We start from the raw sequence: 23,177 nt of genomic DNA, 5'->3' as shown, positions 1-23,177 counted from the left end.
AAATGCTTTTCTTCAAGAAAAACAATGAAAGCAATAATCTTTCAAGAAGTCATCCACCTCTTTATATATTTCATTGAGATGGGGAGCATATACCTTAACTGGCATATTCCTAATTTGCAAGGCTTCTCTATAGGCTTTCTCTATATCGGTTTTCTGATACAATTTAAATAAACGGAAATGAGGTACGACTCTATAAGGAATCATATCAGATGCCATCCGCCAATAATATTCAGCAGAATCACTCCTTTGTAGTTCATCATAAACTTCCCCTATCAACATAGCCGTATTGTAATCGGGAAAATATATAAAAGAACATTTCAATGCATCTTTAGCTTCAGTATAGTTTCGTGCCGCGTATAAGTTTTTTCCCTGATTAAACAGCATCTGCGTTTTCTTGCCATACAGAACACCTCCCCCAAGCATTATCCCTACCCAAACAAGCAATCCGAATCTATAGACATTTCGTATAAAGCCATTCTTATGTAGTACATATATTATATCCCCACCGCCTATACCAGCCACAATAAATAACAGAATAACAACAAACTGCCACATAAAGAATGGATAAGAAAAGAAGGCTACAATCCCCCAGCTCAACAATAGTATTTTTGAAAGAGTAACCTTTGGTTCTTTATTATTAGTCCGTTTCAACAAAACATACAAGCATAAAGAAAAGAAGAGAAAACCAGCTATAGTACCATGTTCTACAATAAACCTTATATATTCATTAAAGGTAAAACTACTATCATCTGCCAGCATCCGCCACTTATGCATAGGATGCTTTTTAAAAAATGAAGCTTGATAGTACATATAGTTCTGACGAAATCCATTTACCCCATGTCCAAGTAAAGGAGCATCTTTCACCATTTCATAGGATACACGCCATACAAGTAGTCTGCCATCACCAGAATCTTTCTTATATAAATAAAAGGTGTAACATAGTACCGATATAAATAATGAAAGAGACAATATTGTTAAAAGCAGATGCACTTTTTTCAGCCGTATCCTTCCTTTAGACAGATACATCCAATATGCTCCCCCTGTCAATCCTATCAACACCGCTAACCAACCTGTACGCGAATCACTTTGCCACAATAAAAGACCAAGTGATATACATAGAAGCAACAATAATAATAGATACTGCTTTTTCACCCACACTATTAATCCTAAAGACATCATCAACAACAAAGCTAAATAGTTACCCCATACCGAAGTATTTAGAAAAGAACCATATATCCGACTCCATTTCTCTGATAACAAGAAGTAATCAGCTTGCGTATATAAAGAATAAATAACCTGAATTCCTCCAGCTACCCCAAAAGCGACTACATACCACACAAAATGATTCTTAGGGATATTTCTAAAACAATAATAACCAAGTGTAGCAACTCCTAATTGCAATATGATAAAACCATTTTCTTTAAAGTTCACACAAGCGCAAACAAACAAGTACAACATCAGCAATACAAAAAAAGAATCCATCCATCTCCATGAAGTAACTTTTTCTTGCCCTACATCTAAATTCCTTTTAAATATTAAGCAGAACCAGATCATAAAATAACAACCTGAATAAAGGAGATATTCATACTGCACTAGAAAATATGAATAAAAGGAAACTGAACGTGGATAGAAAACGAATAAAAGTCCCAAAAATCCCCAAAGTAACTCTAATTTTTTCATTACTTCTCAGTTATATTAAAATCATTCTTTACTCATTTAATTAATTATTCTTATTCACATCCCCTTTACTCTACTCCCCGTCCAAAACCTTAGTAAGAATAGCATAAGCAGGTAAAGGATAAACAAAAGAGGGAGGATTTCTCTGAGTGGCTGATGGTGGTAAGTGATATTTTTAGTTCTTTTCATTTATTAAGGTCGTACTAATTGACCTTTTGAGGCCTCTCGTGAAAAGAAGACATATTTTGGAAAGAAAGAACATTCCAATACAATTCACTACAAATCCATCTTCCATTGATATACGCCCTATGATACCTATCTTTATTCAACAAGTGCACATCACTATTTTTTAATTTCGTACAAAATTCATCGACATCTTTTAAACGTATTATATCTTTCAATATCGCCGATCTATACGAAAAAACAACCTCTTCCAATGTACCCTCCATAGTAAAATAAAGGCTAAAATGGAAAAGTATAACATTTTCAGTTTGAGGATCCAAATGTCGTTTAAGTCTTGGATATAGAACATCATGAAAAATTTTCCTATAACTATCATAGTTGCAAAATTCAACATTCATATCGTGACTTATATAATCCCACTCATAATTGCAATCAAGTAAACGTAAAGAATCGTTCTGATTATAAATAGTAGTAAATACTTCTCCAACTTCTATTAAATAAGTATTTTTTCCAACACTCTTTACAATACTACAAGTCTGAGCTTTAATTGTAGTACCTATGACAATAGATAGAATGGCTATCAGTAAAACTTGGTTTTTCATGGTATATTCTTTTTATTTACATTCAGAATTTGCTAAACTAAAAATTTGATATAATGCATTAGGAGAATATGTATTTACATTACAATTATACCCCTTAACTTTTCCATAATTTCTATTTTCATTCCAATAAAGATTTAGAAAAGCCCTATATTCAGTCAAAGCTATTTCATTCGGATATATTTGTCCATTATATCTCCTCTAACCTCTACATAGGTACATATATCATCAAAAAAAATCGTTTCATAACTATCCATTTATAACCAATCCTCACTCCAAAACCTTAGTCAAAATAGCATAAGCAAAGGATAAACAAAAGAAAGGGGATCTCCCTGAGCATCTGATGGAGATAAATAAAAATTCGGATCTGAACTCAAAACGACTTTCCACTCTAATTTATCAGGCGATATGAGCTTTAAAGTATTTTCAGAAAAAACATATTTACCATGCATTTTTCCATTGTACATTCGAGGAAGCCAAATGCGAAAATCCATATAACTAAAATCTATTTCCATATCTTTTGTTCGATGATTTCTTGCCACTATCCGAAAAAGACGTTCTAATTCTCTTGAATCATATGAGGTTGATAAAAATTTCGACTCTAAAGGCATAGTGCTATCAATTTCTTTTCCCCCAATGGAAATAGAATATAAACCACCCAAGAAGTGGTGCCATTTCATTTTGGGAGATGCACATTTTATCAATCGTAATTTAAAAATAGTATCATTAGACTGGTATATCCATAAGCCTTCGTAGTCTTCAGTGCCCGTTATATCATTCTCAAAATTCCATTTACTTTGAGCAAAAACAAATCCTCCTAAATAGAGAGGAATAAAAAAACAAATACTAAACGTTTCATATCTTTCAATATCACCGATTTATACAAAAACTTTCTTATAGTTTACCCTCCATAGTGAAATAAAGACTAAAATGAAAAAGTAGACCAACATTTTCATCAAAAGAGTCCAAACCATTTTATGACTGTATGCTACACAAGTAGTATAGATTGTGAATCCAGACAGAAAAACCATTTCTGAAATTACCATCCTCACTCACCATTTATCATCTGCATCTAGTCTTAGTTCCAATACATTTCAATTTCTACATCGATATTTATCAACAATAACAGAAGATCTATCAACTACATTTTTTAAGTCTCAGGCTCGTATTGCTGCAAAGTCTCAAGCCACTGACTGTCTACAATAGTAAATATACATCTTACCCAACGTCCTTTGGCAAAAGCAGGATTTTTACGATCAACATATATCCGGCAGTTAAGTAAACGCATCATGACTCTATCAAAATCAACCACAGAAAAATACGGATGTAATTTCGCAGGAATACCGGGCACTATTTCCTTTATATTACCCTCCATGTCGGCATAAAGAAAAAAGTTCAAAATAAAACGACCAATTTCATTACATACCTGTTTGGTTATTCTATAACGAAGTTCTTTAACTATCATTTCTACCATTTCATCATAGTTGGAAGGATAAACAGGATAATTATCTCCCAAATAGCGCCAATCTACATTATCGGGCAAATGACGAAGAGAATCACGGGTATTCTCATATATATATAAACCATCATTTACACTAACTTTATACACACGTCCTGAAACACGGACTGTATCAATAATTTGCCATCCGGTTTCTTGACTAAAAGATACAGTACAAAGGCTCATAAGCACTACAATCAAACAAAAAAATCGTTTCATAATTTACCTCCTCTATTTACAATTTACATACATTACTCCCAATATATAATTCACACAATCCGGTTCAAAATTTGAAGCATTACATTCATATCCGGCTTTAATCCCAGATGCAATATTATACTGAGAATAATAAGACAAACATTTTTGATAGCCAACAACATCCACTTCAGCAGGAAATTCTGTTCCGCCATTCGTTATTTCACGTAACCAGTCCTGATATGCCTCACACTCTCTATAAGGGAATCCATTATATCCCCATGTATAATCCTCTTTAGATTCAAAACGTCCTTTTTTTTCTATATATAGAGTTATATCTCCAAAGACTTGTCGTTCAAATTCTCTTGCTGTACGATTAGCTACATCGGTGCAATACTCAGGCCCTCCATACGCATACTGATACATATGAAAAAACTCATGTTCGACAGTAGTGCTTTTTAAGGCTGATTCATCACGAAACTCTAAATATGCTCCAGAAGTAACCCCACCATTTGCTCCCATAGGCAAATCTCCATTATATCTAACGCCATGCATTTTAAACTCATTTTCCCTCATATAGGCACCCATTTGAGAATATCTGCACTTATCCAACATATCTTTAAACAGTTCATCCAATTTTGATATGCCTTTCCCTATCTCATTCTTTTCAAAGAAACTCGCCAGCCTGTCCGGAACACCATACTTTTTGGTATCAACAGGTGGTTTATAGCCACCATCAGATTCATTAACCTCTACCGTTCTACATTCCCATTTCGAAGTCACATATTCCCAGTAAGTATAACAGTAGTCTTCTTCACAAACCTCTATAAACTCATTCTTATAACACCACAATTTACATTCTTCAACTAATTGATAATAATCCACCAAACCACACTCTTCTTTAGTTGCACGAGTTTGCGCTTTATACCGATCAATTTCTTCTTTTGAAAAAGTAGTGCCTTCTATAGAATGAGTAATCCTACCATCTGAATACCGCCATCCATTTGCAAAATAGCCATCCAGTTCATGAAAAAGTATAACTCCACTAAAATCCTTATCTTTTTGCACATAAGTATTATAGAAAGGCTTGAAGTTTGTCTTTTCAAGATAATCCAAATCAGGCATTATAGTCATTGTAAAAGCTTGTTGCTCCCCTGTACCCAAATCAGTTGTTACTACCAGACGAGTCATAGACTGTTTATAACGCGAGTCTTTGGTTTGCTTATATTTTTCACGGACTTCAGGCAGCATAAACACAACCCGTTTACTTCCGTCCATAACAGCTTCTACTGTACGAATTTTCTTATTTTTCCTACGATAAGCAAACTGCTTTCCCCATAAAGGTTCCATATTCGCAATCATGCCGGATTCTGTTTTAAAATCCGCATCCACACCACGCGTTTTAGAATCTCTCATTGACTCATAAAACTCACGTGCAGCTGTCACTTCCTCTTCATAGGTCATAAAAACATTTTCTTTAGACCGTTCTGTATCCAACTCCTCATAGCAAGCAACCAACAAGATTGTCACCCCGATAATAAAGGATATAAAAGTAAGAACATTCTTTTTCATTATAAACATTTTTAGTTAATAAATGCATTCCCTATTTTAACATACATATTCACTTCCTCACCAAAAGAATACTTGGCCATCTTTATATGTAAAAATACGATGCTCGGTTCCTCGGGTCTTATCTTTCAGTAAATACAAGCCTTCAGCTGGAACCTGTTCAAACGTCAGTGACGAAGTCAAAGCTTTTTGTTCAGCTAGTGATTGGAAAGTAAAGTTCTGATAAAAAAATAATTCATATACATCACCTGCCATGATGTGATTGCTATCTGTACGAGGAAGGTATTTAATCTTTCGTATTTTAACAGGATGCATAAAATCGATACCAAGCCAATTCTTTATCTCTACGTAATCTGTAATATCCCTATTGTACAAATCATATGTTTTGCCCGCAAGTAGATGAGATTCCGGTAAAAATAACTTTCCATAATAACATCTCGTTGTATCTACATCATAAGTTTCCAACTCGGATAGTTGTAAGGAATTAGCGGGATGATGGATACGAAAATATCTATAGGGAGGAATACTCATATCCGTATATATTGAATCGTATTGGGTGTTGGCATCACGAGAAATAATTCCAAGTGTATCAACTTTTCGGAAGTCCGGATAATCAGAAGCCTCTATTGCAGTTCCGATAAGATGACGGCTGTAATTAGCAAATCGATGAAGCAAAGGATATTTACGCACAATAGTTAGTGCTATCTTTTCTGTTTCAACAGGTGATATATAAGTGACCGTTCCATCTAAGTTCACATGAAAAGGCAATGAAGCCGGCACTATCTTATCATCTATATAATACCCAGCTATGAACATCGTCTGCGGTCCTACATGTGTAAAGGTGACCTTACTTTTATTAATCCGTCCATAATGAACAGGTGTCCAATGCTCATTATTGAACACACATAAATAAGCATATTCACGCTTCTCCTCCGGAAGACATCGCAAATCTACAGTGATGTCATAACACGTCATATACTCATGCGTCACATCTTTCACAAAGCGGTCTTCAAAGAAAGCCGGGATTGGTTCATCAGGATATTGACGAATAAGTGTCTGATTATTGGCAGCATAAGTCCTACGATATACTTTATTCATCTTATAATCCTGATTCAAACCACGGGGACGGGAATCGAAACCAGTAAAAGGATATCTCAGACCGGTAAAATGATAAACAGCATTCCAATAATGTCTCCCTCGTCGACTTGACCATTGCTCTATCATCTCGAATGATACAGGGATCCCTAATGAACGCATAATCAATACCGCAGTAGGAACATATTCTAAACACCTCATCCCAACTACAGTTTTTGTACCAATCAAAGAATGTGTAAAACATACAGAATCGGAACGAGCTTGATTCATCTCCTCTATTAATTTATCATTCAATCGCATACAAGCCTGATAAGGCGATTCGAAGAGTTCATCAACACCTCGCATTTTTTGCAATACAGAACAATAAACACCCTCCAATGAATCACGCCAATTGTTCAATGGTTCATTGCCTATACGATAAGGCAATAAATATTCGCAGAAATCATCAAAACCTAAATGTTGTGCCCAAGGATATTTCCAGCACTCGAAGGCCTTTTCTATATTCGAAATCAAATAAGAAGCCGTGATACACTTCACATCCTCCACGCGCTTGACATCCATTAATGAGTAAACATCCTGATAAGGATACAGATAGAATATGTTACGAATGCTCCAGGGAAGCCGTTTTAATACACTTGATGAATCTACAGCATTTTTATAAGCATCCAAAGAAGAGCCATAATAAGAATAATGTCCAGGCATATTAGATATGAGATACTTTGCAGCTTTCAACTTCAAAGAATCAGCTGAATTGTGAGAAAAATGAGACAACACCTGTTCCAGTTCGGTACGATTCTCTCCACTCAGGATTAAAGCATACTCCAAATCCGAATTCTTTTTGCCGCAAGAGGACAAGATAATTATTACGAACAGTAGCGATGTGAGTCTCATAGTATATATTAAACAGTTTTCTTTGTTTGCAATATAGGGAAAATTAATATCATGTATAAATTATAAAAAGAAAAGTGATTGGACACGAGCAGCCTATCTATAAATGCAACAACCTATAAATCAAGGCATAAAAACAATATAAAAATTTATCATATGGACATTACAGACCTGAATAGAAAATTACCAAATTTGAAACAAGAATTCATCTAAAGTTAATCCAACTTTATCAAAATGAACTTTTTTCTTTACTCGGAGTTTCTTCTTATAAATTGTATCCATTTCTTTGGACATTAGAAGAGATATACACGATATGGGAATCCGCATTCGTATGAAGCAGCAAAGAAGCAAGTCATCAGAAGATAATTGAGGATAGTCAGTTAATAATTGATTCACTTTGCCTTCAAAACGATTGTTACATGCCACAATCAAAGCTTCTGACTCTTCTTTCGACAAAGGATGAACAAGACGCAAAAATTTATTTTCTCCTTGTTCTAATAAAGCTAATATGTACTGAACTATCGGAGTTGTTTTCCAAATAATATATTTTAGTTTGTTCTGAGAAGAAATTAGTAATTCATTTTCTTGCTGCAAATCAGCAACTTCCCTAAATATCTTTTGATTATTTCTCTGCATACATATCAAACGATATATACTCATAAATAGCATAATAGTAGAAACCAACCCCCATATGGTAAGGAATAAATAGCTCATCATATTTCATTTTGTGACAAAATTCGCTCTTTTCTAAAAAAACGATTTGCAATATCATACCAATCTCTATAAATTTTATCTCAAAGCTTTTATAATAAAACTTCTTTCCACTTATTATAGTGCTTTTCAACCATACGCTTCATTAAGTATATACCTTATATATAGTATCCTTTTGCCGAAGAAAAAAATTATCGGTATCTTTGCAACTAATTTGTTGCCAGCCAGCAACAAGCCCAAAGAAAAAGATTACTAAGAAATTTAATATAAATATGGCTAAAGAGAAAATCATCCTCACGGGCGACCGCCCAACAGGACGCCTGCACATAGGACACTATGTAGGCTCATTGAGAAGAAGAGTGGAGTTACAGAACTCCGGTTTGTATAACAAGATATTTGTCTTCATTGCTGATGCGCAAGCATTAACAGACAATGTGGACAATCCGGAAAAGGTACGCCAGAACGTTATCGAAGTGGCCCTTGACTATCTGGCTTGCGGACTGGATCCGGAGAAAAGCACCATCTTCATCCAATCACAAATTGCCGAGTTATGCGAGTTGAGCTTTTACTTCATGAATATGGTAACCGTGAGCCGCCTGCAACGCAACCCCACTGTGAAGGCCGAAATCCAACTACGCAACTTCGATGCCAGCATTCCCGTGGGGTTCTTCACATACCCCATCAGTCAGGCAGCAGATATCACAGCTTTCAAAGCAACAACCGTCCCTGTGGGTGAAGACCAGGAGCCGATGCTGGAACAAGCCCGCGAAATCGTTCGTCGCTTCAACTATATCTATGGCGAAACACTGGTTGAGCCGGAAATCCTTCTGCCCGACAATGCCGCTTGTCTGCGCCTCCCCGGAACAGACGGAAAAGCCAAAATGAGCAAGAGCCTGGGTAACTGTATCTACCTTTCCGACTCTGCCGACGAAATACAAAAGAAAGTAAAGGGCATGTACACCGATCCCGATCACTTGCGCGTACAAGACCCGGGTAAAGTAGAGGGCAATCCTGTCTTCACTTATCTGGATGCCTTCTGCCGTCCCGAGCACTTCGGCCTTTACCTGCCCGACTATCCGAATCTCGATGAACTGAAAGCGCATTATCAGCGTGGCGGTTTAGGTGATATGAAGGTGAAAGGATTCCTGAATTCCATCATGCAGGAGACACTGGAACCGATTCGCAACCGTCGTAAAGAGTTTGAGAAAGATATACCTGCCATCTATGAGATGCTGAAGAAAGGATGTGATGCAGCACGCGAAGTTGCTGCTGCCACATTGGACGATGTACGCAAAGCGATGAAGATAAACTACTTCGACGATGCAGAATTGATAGCTGAACAAGTGAAGAAATTCAGTGCAGAATAATTTCCGCACTATTATCAAATAGAGAAACGCCCTGTCTCCCGTAGATTAACGAGAAGGCAGGGCGTTTCCTTGCTTATGAAAGAACTATTAATTGGCAGATTTTACTAATACCACACGGTTCAGAATTGGCTGACCAAATTTGTCTACACCACCACCGGCTTCAATATTCAAGCGGTCGGCAGCAATACCGTAATTCTTAACCAGTGCATCTTTAACAGCTTGTGCACGTTTCAAGCTCAATTCTTTATTGAATGCCGGAGTACCGGTTGCAGAGTCTGCATAACCATTCACGATGTAAGTTGCATTCGGGAACTGCTTCATCTGTTCTGCCAGATAAGACAGGTTCATGATTTCACGCGGAGACAGTTCAGCAGAACCGATTGTGAAGAATACAGTACGCGGTGCGATATCCGGATCCGGAACAATGACTTCTGTTTCTGTAACTTCGGCTACCGGTTGGTTTTGAGCCTGTATCAAAGCATTCTTCAACTGTGCATTCTGTGCACCCATTGCGGCCAACTTATCTTGCATAGCAGCCAACTCGATTTGAGAAATCAACTGCGGCATCGGACGACGGAAACCACGGGCAGGGAAACGGTAAGTCAAACCGACTGTAGCACTCAGTACGCCATCATATCCATGATCGCCACCAACTTCACCATCGAATTTATCTTCAACGCCCATTGCACTTAATTCCAGATTAATATCGAACGCATTCGAAATACGGAATTTATTAATGATACCTGCATTCACAGACAATGCTTCGCGATGAGGTTTTGAATAGTTGTGGGTAAAACCGGCACCGACATAAGGAATAATTTCATAAACACGATGCTGATTGTAACCACCGAAAAGCGCATTCAGATTGAACATCACATCAGCATGGAGGTTCATATAATCAAAACGCTGTTTATAATAACCGTCTTTCATTTGAGTACCTTTTACATAATCTGCCCCTGCATCATATGTAAAACCTCTCGCTTGAAGACCGCTATATTGCAAACGCAATCCTAAACCAGGGGTAAACCATTTACCGACGGAAACATTCAGCGTCGGACTAATACGTTTGCCAAAACTTCCGGCTGAATCATTGTCACCAAATGTAGCTTCGGCACCACCGCCAATAGAGAAGAACCAATTGCTCCAGAAAGGATTCGTTATCACCTGATACTTATCCTGTACCTGGATTACTTCATACTCTACAACTTCACTTGTACTGTTCTGCGCCCAGGCGGCAGAAGTCAGGCCGGCCAAAGCCAGCAACATTAGAATCTTTTTCATATACCTAAATAGTTAAGTGGTTAATTTAAATTCATTATTATAACTGACTAAATAACACCATCCCCACTAAAAGGTTTTTGAAAGAGATTATTTTTTGTTATTACCTTTAATCTTTATCGCGAGAATAATTTCTCAATATCCTCTTCTTTTATAGTTGACAATACAGTACGTCCATCCGGCGTGTAGTTTGGAGTAGGGCAAGCAAACAAACTATCTACCAAGTTTACCATTTCTTCATTGCTCAGCACTTGTCCATAAACGATTGCCGCCGCCTTTGCCAGCGTTAAAGCCAACATGGTTTGCACTTCTTCTTTTACATCACTTCCTTTTTCCATGGCAGTATGTACCATATTACGTACCAGTTCTACAGGATTCAGTCCCTCAATGCCAGACGGAATACCATTGATAGCATAACTGCCACCGCCCAACGGGGTTAATTCAAAGCCAACTGCCGAAAAATCTTCCATAATGCTTTCCAACACAGCAGCTTCCGAAGCCGGTAACTGTACGATTTCCGGAAAAAGTACACCCTGAGATACTCCCTGCTTCTGACTAATCTGATTCATGTAGCGTTCAAACAATACCCGGATATGTGCCCGGTGTTGGTCTATCAACATCAAGCCGGACTTCACCGAAGTCAGAATAAAACGTCCCTTGAATTGAAAATGCTGCGCTCCCTTTTCCACTGCCGGCTCATTAGCATACAACGGTGCAGATAAGGAAGAAGAAGCCTGCGTTTCCGGTATATATGGTGTACGTTCTTCAGACATATCAGTCGATACCGGCGCAGAAGCCCAATCTGTTTCATCTACAAAGGGTTCTTCTTCCATCGGAGCATTCATTTTACTGGCTTTTTCCAGCCCATCGTACAATCCTTCCCAATCTACTTTCGGACGGGAATAGTTGCCACCACCGCTATAAGAAGAGGAGGAAGATGTTTTAAACGGATTAAAGTCTGAATTATAATGTACTTTCGGCGGTTCTATCGGGCGTGTATGGTCGAATGCCGGAATATCAGGCATACCTTCGGTGTCAAAATCGATAGATGGTACAGCATTAAATTTGCCCAATGATTCTTTAACAGACGCAGAAAGTATCTGCCAAATCGCTTGTTCATTTTCAAATTTGATTTCCGTCTTTGTGGGATGTATATTCACATCTATATTTGCCGGATCTACCTCAAAATAAATAAAGTAAGAAATCTGCTCACCAGCCGGAATCAGCTGCTCATAAGCATCCATCACTGCTTTATGGAAATATGGATGACGCATATAACGGCCATTCACAAAGAAGTACTGATGAGCACCTTTTTTTCGTGCCGTCTCCGGTTTGGCTACAAAACCCGATACCTTCACCATGGTGGTATCCACATCCACCGATAACAAATACTGGTTCAGTTTTTTGCCAAACACAGCAAGAATACGCTGCCGAAGCGGCATAGCCGGCAGATTAAACAGTTCGGTGTCATTGCTATATAAATAGAAAGCCACTTCGGGATGTACCAAAGCGATGCGTTCAAATTCGGTAAGGATATTGCTAAGTTCCGTAGAATTCGCTTTCAGGAATTTACGACGAGCAGGAATATTAAAGAATAAGTTTTTAATGGAGAAGTTACTTCCCTTAGGGCAGGATACCGCTTCCTGGCTTTCTACTTTAGAACCGGCTATCACAATCCGTGTACCCAGCTCTTCATTTGCCGTACGGGTTTTCAATTCTACTTCTGCTACCGCAGCAACAGAGGCCAATGCCTCGCCACGAAATCCCATCGTACGCAAAGCAAACAAATCGGCTGCTTCTTTTATCTTAGAAGTGGCATGGCGTTCAAAGGCAAGGCGTGCATCCGTTTCGGACATACCTTTTCCATCATCAATCACCTGAATACAGGTTTTTCCTGCATCCGTTACTAATACATGTATTTCTTGTGCTTCGGCATCAATCGCATTTTCTACCAATTCCTTTATCACAGATGCCGGACGCTGAATCACCTCTCCGGCAGCAATCTGGTTGGCAACCGAATCGGGCAGCAAATGAATAATGTCGCTCATTATAATTACAAATTATGAATTATGAATTACAAATTACAAATAACGAATAACAACAGATTACATGATGCCACATTGTAATTCGTAATTAAATTAAATGACTCCGGTACTTATTGCATACCACAAGTATATCAGCAAGGCTATAATAACCAATATCACCCCCAGATGTACCGGTTTACGCCCGCTTTCCTTGCGTCGCTTCAAGTGAGTAGTTCCTTCTACAAACTTCCCCCGGATATCTTCCGGTGAGAGCTCTTTTTCAGGTAACATCCCCAAATCACGCTTGGCGCTCTCTTCCATTTTCGCCAACTTCTCTTTCCGCTCATCCACATATATGTATGGATGGTTAAAGCCGCGCGGCTTTCTCATAGTGAACATTCCCATAGCGTTTATTTATTTCGTTTAATATTCATATTCCTTGGTGAAGTTAAAGGTTTCCGGTCTGATTTCTGCAATTGCTGACCAGCCTTCTTTCCTCTCCATTCAAATATATCTTCCTTATTTCGCGGACGAATATAATCGAACCAAGCAAAGGTAGGCAATTTGTATTTCTCCGCAGGAATCTGATCCATCGGATACATCGTACCGTTAGCTTTACCAATAAAAGACCCTTTCTCCATACGTCTATCTTTCAGCAACATACGCAAGAAGCTACCTTCGGCATAATTCAATCCTATCAGGCTACTATCTTTTTCTTCCACCGGATAAAAGATAACCAGCACATTGCCGTTCACGTCAGCCTGACGCATGTCTCCTGCTACAAAGAAGCCTTTCATCTCTTTACCCGATACCTGATTATAATGGATAGAGTCTTTCTGTTCTATGGTAAAAGCCTGGTTAATAATATGTACCCAGTCTATAGTACTGTCATTCATATATGCCTTGATCTCCTCACCTAATATCTGTTGCGAACCGTGCCACAAAATAGGATCAGTATACATCGTCATGCAAGAATCTTTTGAATTATAAACCAAAGAATCGCATACAGCCTGTACATCGGTACGGTAAGCACGGACTTTATGATAAACACGCATTTCACGATACATGGAATCCGTATTTATATTATAAGTAATCAACCGCAACGTATCACCATGCATAAACAAACTGTCACCTTGTGAATAATCAATGGCGACAGCACGCTGAGTAGCAAGAGCGCTTCCCGTTATTTCATTATAGAAACAATAGTTACCTGTCAACATGTTTTTGTTGATAGTATCATTCATCTGCACATTCTCAAATGCTTCGCCATATCCTAATACACGATCGTAGAAAATGCTGTCACCTGTCAACTTCTTACCTTCGTTAGTTAACACGGAGCGATCCAGAAGTTCAGCTTGTTCAGTAGTAGTATTATAAAATCCTCGTTCAGAGTAGATATGGTTATTGTCACTCACGATATCCGAAGGCCCCAGAATCGTGGCTATCTTAGTTGCAGTGCTATATTTCAAGGTATCCGAAGTCAATATGAATTTCGGATTCACCAACTTCACATCATGATTGAATACAGAAATTTTCGTTGCCGGACTATATTCCCCCCACTCAGACGTCAGTACATTCTCTTCATCAGTCAATGTACCGCCCTCAAAGTAGTAACCCAGATTATACAAACGGTCGTAGTTCAAACTATCAGTTGTCAAAGTAGTATTTCGATTGATCATACGGACATTTTCACGAATCATGGCCAACTGTGCCATACCGTCATAATACAGATAATCTCCATAGATAAAAAGCGTATCCCCTTGCTCCATACGAACATTACCAAACGCTTCTACCGAATTTGTCTTTTCGTAAATCAACGCACTGTCACAATACATATACATGCTGTCGTGACGCAACTTCACCGACCGGATCAGTATCTGGATATCCGGATGTAACACTTTGTCCGCCTGTGCCTCTTCAGCATAAAGCAAATCGACCCGGGTTTTCTTCTTTTCCGGTTCTTTTTTCTTATCCTGAGCGCTCAGTAAACAGACACCAAACAGGCATAGAAGGCCTGCGAGAAGGAATCTATGCCTGTTCAGAAAATTAGTTCTTGTATTATTTTTCTGCATACAAAAAGAATCAATGTATCATCCGGAATCAGTCTTTAACCCAACCCGGATACTTGAATGTACAGTTCTTCCAGTTATCGTTGATACGTACGTACGTATGCTTCTGCTTTTCACGAATCCACTTATCCAGCATTTCATCACGGCGTTTTTCCAAAACGATTTCTTTCAGATTCTGATAGTCTTCTGAAATTGTAGCTTTGTGGCCGTTGATGCGGCTTTTCAGTTTCACGATCACACACTCTTCTTTACCGGTCTTTTGCGGAATCATAGTAAATGCTGTGGAGATTTCTCCTACTTTCATATTATCTACCACTTTGGCAATCTCAGGCGGAAGTTCCTGCATCTCAAACTTGGAAGTATTATTGTTAGGATTAGGCAACAAACCGTGGTTGTTGCGTGTATCTTTATCCTGCGAAAGTACAGAAGCAGCTTCCTCAAAAGAGAACTTACCATTACGGATGTCATCTGCAATAGAATCCAGACGGGCAGTACCTGCCATCAACGCTTCTTCCGGTACATGAGGCTTCAGCAAGATATGACGCACCTTGATTCGGTCACCACGTTTTTCCATCAACTGGATAATGTGGAAACCATACTCAGATTCTACAATCTTAGAAACCTTATTAGGGTCTTGCAAGTTAAAAGCCACATTTGCAAATGCGGGGTCCAAGTATCCACGCCCTGTAAATGGCATTTCACCACCATTGATAGCCGTACCACGGTCGTCAGAATACAAACGTGCCAACATAGAGAAACTTTCCCCCTTATTCACACGCTCGGTATATTCACGCAGTTTTCTTTTTACATCTTCAATCTCATCCAAAGGAATCTTTGGTTGCTGTGTGATGATCTGCACCTCTACCTGGGTAGGGATATAAGGGATACTATCCTGCGGCAGGTCTTTGAAGTAACGACGTACTTCTGCCGGAGTAATCTTAATCTCGCCCACCAGTTTCTGCTGCATTTTCTGCACCTTCAGACCTTCGCGTGCATTTTCACGTAAAGTCTCACGAATCTGACTGGATGTCTTATTGAAGTATTCTTCCATTTTTTCACGCGAACCGATATTGGCGATATACATATTCGTCATATAGTCCACACGCTGGATAACTTCACTTTCAGGTACTTCGATACTATCGAGAGCAGCCTGATGCAAAAACAACTTCTGTACAGCTATTTCTTCCGGAATCACGCAGTAAGGATCGCCGTCAAACTTGCGTCCTTCGTAAGCAGCACTCATACGTGCTTCTTCCACTTCAGACTTCAATATAGCCTCGTCGCCCACTACCCAAACTACCTCGTCAATCACGTTGTCTTGTCCGTAAACGGCAGAACCGGTCATCAGCGCCAAGGCACATAAAACTACAAACTTAAAGTTCATAAAATTCTTCATTCTGTGTATCTAAACTAATTATATTTAATCTTATCTCTTTTCACTGCCTGCTGATACAAGTCATCCTTCACAGCTCTCATAAATTCTACTTGTTTCAGATTCAACACCATATCTTTTACTTTAGGACGGGCAAACTCATATGGTTCCTGTTGGCCCACCGTGCGGAAATCGCTCACATTCAGAAAATAATGAAACGCCGTATCTTTCAGTTCAATATGACGGTTCTTATTCACATAATCCTCTACCTCCGGAACTTTCAGCGGTATCAGATCTAACACATCCGCCATCGGTACCCATTTGTCATAAAAGTATTCATACTTTACAGCATTCTGCAAACTATACTTCTCCAAATGCTCCACTGCATCTTGCGTAGGAGTCTTATACCAACGACGTACTTTGTTTAGTTCCGGTGCAGTGAGGGGTACTTTAATGAACAACCCTTGCATAAGCGGGCGTTCCAATCTGAATAGTTCTTTATTCTTTTCATAATAATCCGTCAACTCCCCTTCTGATATCTCATTCGAGAGCCTTTGATGAATCAACGCTTGTTGATAAGTGTGCATAATCAATGCCTTGCGATAGTTCTCCACTAATTTTTCTATTTCCCCATTATCAGGGATATTGCTTTGAGCTTTCTCGTACAGCAAGATATCTTCCACCCAGTTGCGGATATAATGTTCAGCAAACAGCAAACTATCATCTTTCGACAATCTTGCCGGAAGTGCAGATTGCAAATCTTCCTGGTAAAGGAAATTGCCGTCCAGCTCCACCAATGGCGTCTTACCTTTATGGTCGTGCTGCTCGCTACAAGCCACACAGAAAAGGATGGATAGGATTCCCAGAAAGATTATTCGCATTACCGATTGATATTTACTTTATTTCAAGTTACGAAGATAGCGGTTTAATCGGTTGCATCAGTGCTTATTAACGGTTTTTAAAACCTCTTGGTTTATTTCAACCTTAGAAGCTGCCCGCAATCGTGCTACCCAACGCTCCTCCAGGTAATTCTGATAATCACCGGCAAGCAGTCCACGCACCTCCTGATAACTCTCAGGACCCTTTATTTTCTCACCCAGGAAAGTGGTAAAAGGAAATGACGGTATAGGTTCAGCCTTCTTTTTTTTGAATATTTCGTCATCCACATAGATATTATCTCCAAGGGCAAATAATCCTTGTTCGGCCTGTACTTGCTGTTTTTTGGCATTAAATGTCAACCGGATGGCATCCTGCCACTCTTCTTCCGGCAAAGATTTTAAAAGTTTACGAACTTGTTTCCCTATTCGTTTCGTTGCAGAATGTATCACAATTCCCTTATAATGAGGATTTTTCCAATGGTAATCTGAACGATGCTTATCAAAGTAAGCAGCCATTCCCACCTCATCCGAAAGCACGCGTTCCCATATTTCCCGGTTACTGATTTCAAACAACAACATACCATCACGATACTCTTGCATAAGCATACGAAACTCCGGATACTTCTGTTCCAAACGATTGTATTCATAGTCGAGCACAGATTTCATGATAAACCCTTTCAACTGACGTTGTATCCCCTGAGAATGAGCAATAGCAAAATTTGCAAACATTTGCCCCGTATATTCTCTGCCACCAAGAGTAAAAAGTCTCTTTTCAGTCTGCCCTTTTGCCAGCAATTCATCCATTCCCGCTTTATCCGGTGTATATTGATACTCTTTTTTCAACTTCTCCACCAAAGATTCTGTTCCCTTATCCATTCCATGACGACGGGTCTGGCGACGGATAATTTCATCTTTCACATCCTCGAAAGGCAAAATATCTTTCCGTTCAAGCACCTTGACAATATGAATACCCTGCGGAGTGAAGAAAGGACGGGATATTTCACCCGGTTTCATTTCAAAGACCGTATCTTCAAATTCAGCCGGCATCTGTAGCCAACTTACCCAGAAAGACTTCTTTTCGTCAGAAAAGTTACGTACGCAAGCATCAAAATCCGCTTGTCCGTTCTGCAATGCAGTATAAAGAGAATCCATGCGGGTTTCAGTAGTACGGAGTAAATGGCTGGTAGCTGTCTGGGGCAGGGATTTAAAGATATGACTAACCCGTACTTGTCCCGCACGCTGATTGGCTTTCATCTTGTTATATACCTGCCGCGCAGCAAGTTCTGATACGGTTTCATCTGTTAAATAAGTCTTTGCCAACTGACGACGATAACCTTCCAGTTCTTCACGGAAAGCACGGGTAGTATCCAATCCTATAGCCTCAGCTGCGGCAACCTTCAACTTAAAGTTTACAAATAGATCAACATATTCGTTCAATGTTTTCCGCTCTATACCGGAAAGAGCATTATTCTTATTATAGATATATTCAAACTCTGAACGGAGAATATCTTTCCCGTTAATACGCATCAGCACAGGATCTTGCTGAGCAAAAGCTGTCCATCCCAGACAAAGGAGAATTATTGTCAATCCACTTCTTATCATAACTATCTTCTTTTGAAAAAGAACAATGTAATAACGGGGAAACATCTTTTATATTGTTTGCCTTCAACAGCTTTCTTTAAACACATCATCTGCCTGCCTCAAACAGATGGTCTATTTACCCTAAACAGACGGTCTATTTACTTCAAACAAATGGTCTGTTTATACCGAATAGACCATGTATTTTTAGAAATCAAAATACCCGGAAAGAAACTGCTCCTTTCCGGGTATTCTTATCTAACTTGCCTATACTTTTATTCGGGACGACTGTAATTCGGAGCCTCGCTTGTAATCGCTACATCGTGCGGATGACTTTCGAGTACACCTGCATTGGTAATACGGGTAAACTTAGCATCGTGCAACTGCTCGATATTGCCTGCACCACAGTAACCCATACCAGCACGCAGACCACCTACCAACTGGAAGATTACTTCATATAAAGTTCCTTTATAAGGAACACGAGCAGCAATACCTTCGGGTACCAACTTCTTCACGTCATTGGTTCCGCTCTGGAAATAACGATCCTTGGAACCATTTTCCATTGCTTCCAACGAGCCCATACCACGGTACGACTTGAATTTACGTCCATTAAAGATAATCGTATCACCCGGAGATTCTTCCGTTCCGGCAACCAGCGAACCGATCATTACACTATAACCTCCGGCAGCCAAAGCCTTCACAACATCTCCTGAGTAACGCAATCCACCGTCAGCAATCAAAGGAATACCTGTTCCCTTCAATGCCTTGGCAACATCATATACAGCAGACAACTGAGGAACACCCACACCTGCTACAACGCGAGTAGTACAGATAGAACCCGGACCAATACCTACTTTCACGCCATCAGCACCAGCTTCTACCAATGCCTTTGCAGCCTCTCCGGTAGCAATGTTACCCACTACAATATCAATATTCGGGAAACGCTTCTTTGCTTCTTTCAATTTCTCTATCACATAGATGGAATGTCCGTGAGCAGTATCGATAACGATAGCATCGGCACCAGCATCCACCAAAGCTTGCATACGGTCGAGGGTATCAGCAGTTACTCCCACTCCGGCAGCTACACGCAAACGGCCTTTAGAGTCTTTGCAGGCCATCGGTTTATCTTTAGCTTTCGTAATATCTTTATAAGTAATCAGTCCTACCAGCTTACCATCTTTATCCACAACCGGCAATTTCTCAATTCTGTGTTCCTGCAAAATCTGAGAAACAGCTTCCATATCGGTAGTCGGATTTGTAGTAATGATATTTTCTTTTGTCATCACTTCATCGATATGCTTATTCATATCTCTTACGAAGCGAAGGTCACGATTAGTAACAATTCCTACCAAATATCTTTCATCATCTACTACTGGAATACCACCGATTCTGTATTCTGCCATCAATGCCAATGCATCTCCTACAGTAGAACCTCTCTTAATGGTTACCGGATCATAAATCATACCATTTTCAGCGCGCTTCACAATGGCAACCTGACGTGCCTGTTCCTCAATGGACATATTCTTATGAATAACACCGATACCACCTTCACGTGCAATGGCAATAGCCATTTTCGCTTCAGTAACCGTGTCCATAGCGGCCGTTACAAACGGAATTTTCAACTCAATGTTTTTTGAAAACTTTGTCGAGAGTTCGACAGTTTTAGGGAGTACTTCAGAGTAAGCGGGGATTAACAAAACGTCGTCATAAGTTAATCCATCCATTACAATCTTATCAGCAATAAATGACATAGGGCTATGCGTTTAAAATTTATTGCGTGCAAATATACGGTTTTTATTCCATTCCGTATATCTGCACGCAATATTTTTTTCTTTTTTTAAACCAACAGCCAAGGGTTAATTCGCCATTTCAGAAATGAACTTGATGCGAACCAAACGTACTTCTTCTTCCGTAAAATCATCCCCCAACTCATCGAGGGCATCATCTACTTTGTCTGTGGTTGATTCTTTATAATAATCATAGATATCCAACATATGGTCTTCGTCCATAATCTCATCCAGGAAGTAGTCGATATTCAACTTCGTACCGGAATAAACGATAGCTTCTATTTCGTCCAGCAAATCACTGAACTCGATACCTTTGGAAAGAGCGATATCATCCAATGCCACTTTCCGGTCTATAGACTGAATAATAGAAACCTTCAGTTTTGACTTATTGGCAACAGTACGAACACGTAAATCTTCCGGACGTTCAATCTCATTCTCTTCACAATGACGCTTAATGAGTTTACAAAACTCTTCACCATAACGTTTCGCCTTACCGGCTCCTACACCAGGAATATTCTGCAGTTCGTCCAATGTCACCGGATAGATGGTAGCCATGGCTTCCAACGAAGGATCCTGGAATATAACGTAAGGCGGCACTTCCAACTTCTTAGAGAGCTTCTTACGCAAATCTTTCAGCATGGAATAAAGAGCCGGATCGACAGCGCAAGAACCACCTCCCCGTGCCGGAGCTTCTTCTTCCACTTCTTCGAAATCATTATCTTCGGTTATCTTAAATGACTTAGGATGTTTCAGGAATTTCTTTCCGTCATCCGTCACTTTCAGCAAACCGTAATTTTCCACATCTTTACTAAGGTAACCGGCAATCAACGCCTGACGAATGACAGCATTCCAAGTCTTGTCCTCTTCGCCCATGCCAGAACCGAAAGCTTCCAGATCTTCATGCAGATGCGCTTGTACTTCGGTAGTTTCGCGTCCTTGTATAATGTCGATAATATAATCTGCTTTAAAATTCTCTTTCACCGCGAGAATAGCCTCTATCACGGTACATAATAATTCTTGAGCCTCCACTTGTTTTTTCGGGTTTAAACAGTTGTCACAATTTCCACAGTTCTCTTCCAAATACTCTTCGCCGAAGTAATGCAACAGCGTCTTTCGGCGGCATACAGAAGATTCGGCATAAGCAGCAGTTTCCAACAGAAGCTGTTTGCCAATTTCCTGTTCTGCTACAGGTTTGCCTTGCATGAACTTTTCCAGTTTCTGCAAGTCTTTATTGGTATAAAAGGTAATGCACTGTCCTTCACCTCCGTCTCTTCCGGCACGTCCTGTTTCCTGATAATATCCTTCCAGACTTTTCGGAATGTCATAGTGAATGACATAACGTACATCGGGCTTATCAATCCCCATACCGAAAGCAATCGTCGCCACAATCACATCTATTTTCTCCATCAAGAAGTCATCTTGATTTTGCGTACGTGTTGCAGAATCCATGCCTGCATGGTAAGCGCGGGCATTGATGCCGTTTGCCTGCAGAATCTCAGCAAGTTCCTCTACTTTCTTCCGGCTCAGACAATAAATAATACCTGATTTTTCCGAGTTATTCTTGATGAACTTGATGATATCTCTATCTATATTATTAGTCTTGGGACGTACCTCATAATAGAGGTTCGGACGATTGAACGAAGACTTGAACACCTCTGCATCCACCATACCCAGGTTTTTCTGAATATCGTGCTGCACCTTAGGAGTAGCAGTCGCCGTCAAAGCAATCACCGGAGCTTTTCCGATTTCATTGATAATAGGGCGGATACGTCGGTATTCCGGACGGAAATCATGTCCCCACTCGGAGATACAATGTGCTTCGTCTACAGCATAAAAGGATATCTTCACTGTCTTCAGAAACTCCACGTTTTCCTCTTTCGTCAGCGATTCGGGAGCCACATACAGCAACTTCGTCTTACCGCTGAGGATATCAGACTTTACCTGATCTATCGCACCTTTATTAAGGGAAGAGTTTATAAAATGGGCAATACCATCTTCTTCACTGAAGTTACGCATCGCATCGACCTGGTTCTTCATTAGAGCAATCAGAGGTGAAATCACAATGCCCGTGCCTTCCATCATTAATGAAGGTAACTGATAACATAATGATTTGCCACCACCCGTAGGCATCAGCACGAATGTATCGTTGCCTGCCAACAGATTTTGTATGATAGCTTCCTGATTCCCTTTAAACGTGTCAAATCCGAAGTACTTCTTCAGCTGGTCTGTCAAATTAATCTTCTTCCCTGCCATGATTCATTAGGTTGTTTTTTTAAGTGATTGTTCAACATCTCTTTTAGCCATTCTTTTTAATAAGAACTCTAACAAAGTTATAAACAACTTCTTAATTTTCAAGCATAATCCAATGAATATTTTTCAATAAAAAACAAAAAAGTCAGTTTTGTGCAT

Annotated in this window: 17 protein-coding genes; 1 reads left to right on the top strand and 16 read right to left on the bottom strand. The window is 39.5% G+C overall.

Going from position 1 to position 23,177, the window contains the following annotated elements:
- Positions 1-12 precede the first annotated feature (12 nt).
- The 7 genes from DW036_RS08785 to DW036_RS08755 all read right to left on the bottom strand — a co-directional run bounded on the left by DW036_RS08785 (position 13) and on the right by DW036_RS08755 (position 8,340).
- Positions 13-1,680 carry an O-antigen ligase family protein gene (locus DW036_RS08785; RefSeq protein WP_118463311.1) on the bottom strand — a complete coding sequence of 556 codons (1,668 nt, stop codon included), beginning with the start codon at positions 1,678-1,680 and terminating at the stop codon, positions 13-15.
- 200 nt (positions 1,681-1,880) lie between these two features.
- Positions 1,881-2,462, bottom strand: coding sequence for a hypothetical protein (locus DW036_RS08780; RefSeq protein WP_118463308.1), 582 nt, complete (start codon positions 2,460-2,462; stop codon positions 1,881-1,883).
- A 284-nt stretch (positions 2,463-2,746) separates the two neighbouring features.
- The gene (locus tag DW036_RS08775) at positions 2,747-3,292 is read right to left on the bottom strand and encodes a DUF6705 family protein (RefSeq protein WP_316242754.1); all 546 of its coding nucleotides are present in this window, start codon (positions 3,290-3,292) and stop codon (positions 2,747-2,749) included.
- Between the two features lie 317 nt (positions 3,293-3,609).
- Positions 3,610-4,176, bottom strand: a complete 567-nt coding sequence (locus DW036_RS08770; protein WP_147401452.1) for a hypothetical protein — start codon at positions 4,174-4,176, stop codon at positions 3,610-3,612.
- A gap of 12 nt (positions 4,177-4,188) precedes the next feature.
- Entirely contained in the window at positions 4,189-5,724 is a 1,536-nt protein-coding gene (locus tag DW036_RS08765; protein WP_118463305.1) for a hypothetical protein, read from the bottom strand.
- Between the two features lie 57 nt (positions 5,725-5,781).
- On the bottom strand, positions 5,782-7,707 hold the full coding sequence (locus DW036_RS08760; protein ID WP_147401450.1) for a hypothetical protein: 1,926 nt from the start codon (positions 7,705-7,707) through the stop codon (positions 5,782-5,784).
- Between the two features lie 180 nt (positions 7,708-7,887).
- On the bottom strand, positions 7,888-8,340 hold the full coding sequence (locus DW036_RS08755) for a hypothetical protein (RefSeq protein ID WP_118463299.1): 453 nt from the start codon (positions 8,338-8,340) through the stop codon (positions 7,888-7,890).
- Positions 8,341-8,687: 347 nt separating this feature from the next.
- Between DW036_RS08755 and trpS the strand changes: the two genes are divergently transcribed.
- A complete protein-coding gene (gene trpS, locus DW036_RS08745; protein ID WP_118463293.1) occupies positions 8,688-9,782 on the top strand; it encodes a tryptophan--tRNA ligase in 1,095 nt (364 codons plus the stop codon).
- An 87-nt stretch (positions 9,783-9,869) separates the two neighbouring features.
- Here trpS and DW036_RS08740 read toward each other — a convergent pair whose 3' ends face one another.
- From DW036_RS08740 to recQ, 9 genes are all read right to left on the bottom strand, one after another.
- Positions 9,870-11,063, bottom strand: a complete 1,194-nt coding sequence (locus tag DW036_RS08740) for an OmpA family protein (RefSeq protein ID WP_118463290.1) — start codon at positions 11,061-11,063, stop codon at positions 9,870-9,872.
- 113 nt (positions 11,064-11,176) lie between these two features.
- Positions 11,177-13,108 (bottom strand): DNA mismatch repair endonuclease MutL, encoded by a 1,932-nt coding sequence (mutL, locus tag DW036_RS08735; RefSeq protein ID WP_118463287.1) that lies wholly within the window; start codon positions 13,106-13,108, stop codon positions 11,177-11,179.
- A gap of 90 nt (positions 13,109-13,198) precedes the next feature.
- Entirely contained in the window at positions 13,199-13,489 is a 291-nt protein-coding gene (locus DW036_RS08730) for a hypothetical protein (protein ID WP_118463284.1), read from the bottom strand.
- Positions 13,490-13,494: 5 nt separating this feature from the next.
- The gene (locus DW036_RS08725) at positions 13,495-15,156 is read right to left on the bottom strand and encodes an OstA-like protein (protein WP_118463281.1); all 1,662 of its coding nucleotides are present in this window, start codon (positions 15,154-15,156) and stop codon (positions 13,495-13,497) included.
- Between the two features lie 28 nt (positions 15,157-15,184).
- A complete protein-coding gene (locus DW036_RS08720; protein ID WP_118223484.1) occupies positions 15,185-16,549 on the bottom strand; it encodes a peptidylprolyl isomerase in 1,365 nt (454 codons plus the stop codon).
- 14 nt (positions 16,550-16,563) lie between these two features.
- Positions 16,564-17,406: a peptidylprolyl isomerase gene (locus DW036_RS08715; RefSeq protein ID WP_007659561.1), complete on the bottom strand. Its 843-nt coding sequence runs from the start codon at positions 17,404-17,406 to the stop codon at positions 16,564-16,566.
- A 57-nt stretch (positions 17,407-17,463) separates the two neighbouring features.
- Positions 17,464-19,005 carry a peptidylprolyl isomerase gene (locus DW036_RS08710; protein WP_187374581.1) on the bottom strand — a complete coding sequence of 514 codons (1,542 nt, stop codon included), beginning with the start codon at positions 19,003-19,005 and terminating at the stop codon, positions 17,464-17,466.
- Positions 19,006-19,256: 251 nt separating this feature from the next.
- A complete protein-coding gene (guaB, locus tag DW036_RS08705) occupies positions 19,257-20,732 on the bottom strand; it encodes an IMP dehydrogenase (RefSeq protein ID WP_118463278.1) in 1,476 nt (491 codons plus the stop codon).
- A 105-nt stretch (positions 20,733-20,837) separates the two neighbouring features.
- On the bottom strand, positions 20,838-23,021 hold the full coding sequence (recQ, locus tag DW036_RS08700) for a DNA helicase RecQ (RefSeq protein ID WP_118223482.1): 2,184 nt from the start codon (positions 23,019-23,021) through the stop codon (positions 20,838-20,840).
- Positions 23,022-23,177: the final 156 nt, after the last annotated feature.

The sequence above is a fragment of the Bacteroides sp. AF39-11AC genome, assembly GCF_003474285.1.
Lineage (GTDB): Bacteria > Bacteroidota > Bacteroidia > Bacteroidales > Bacteroidaceae > Bacteroides.
Note: the sequence above shows the minus strand (reverse complement) of the source record. Positions and strands in the feature narration are given on the sequence as shown.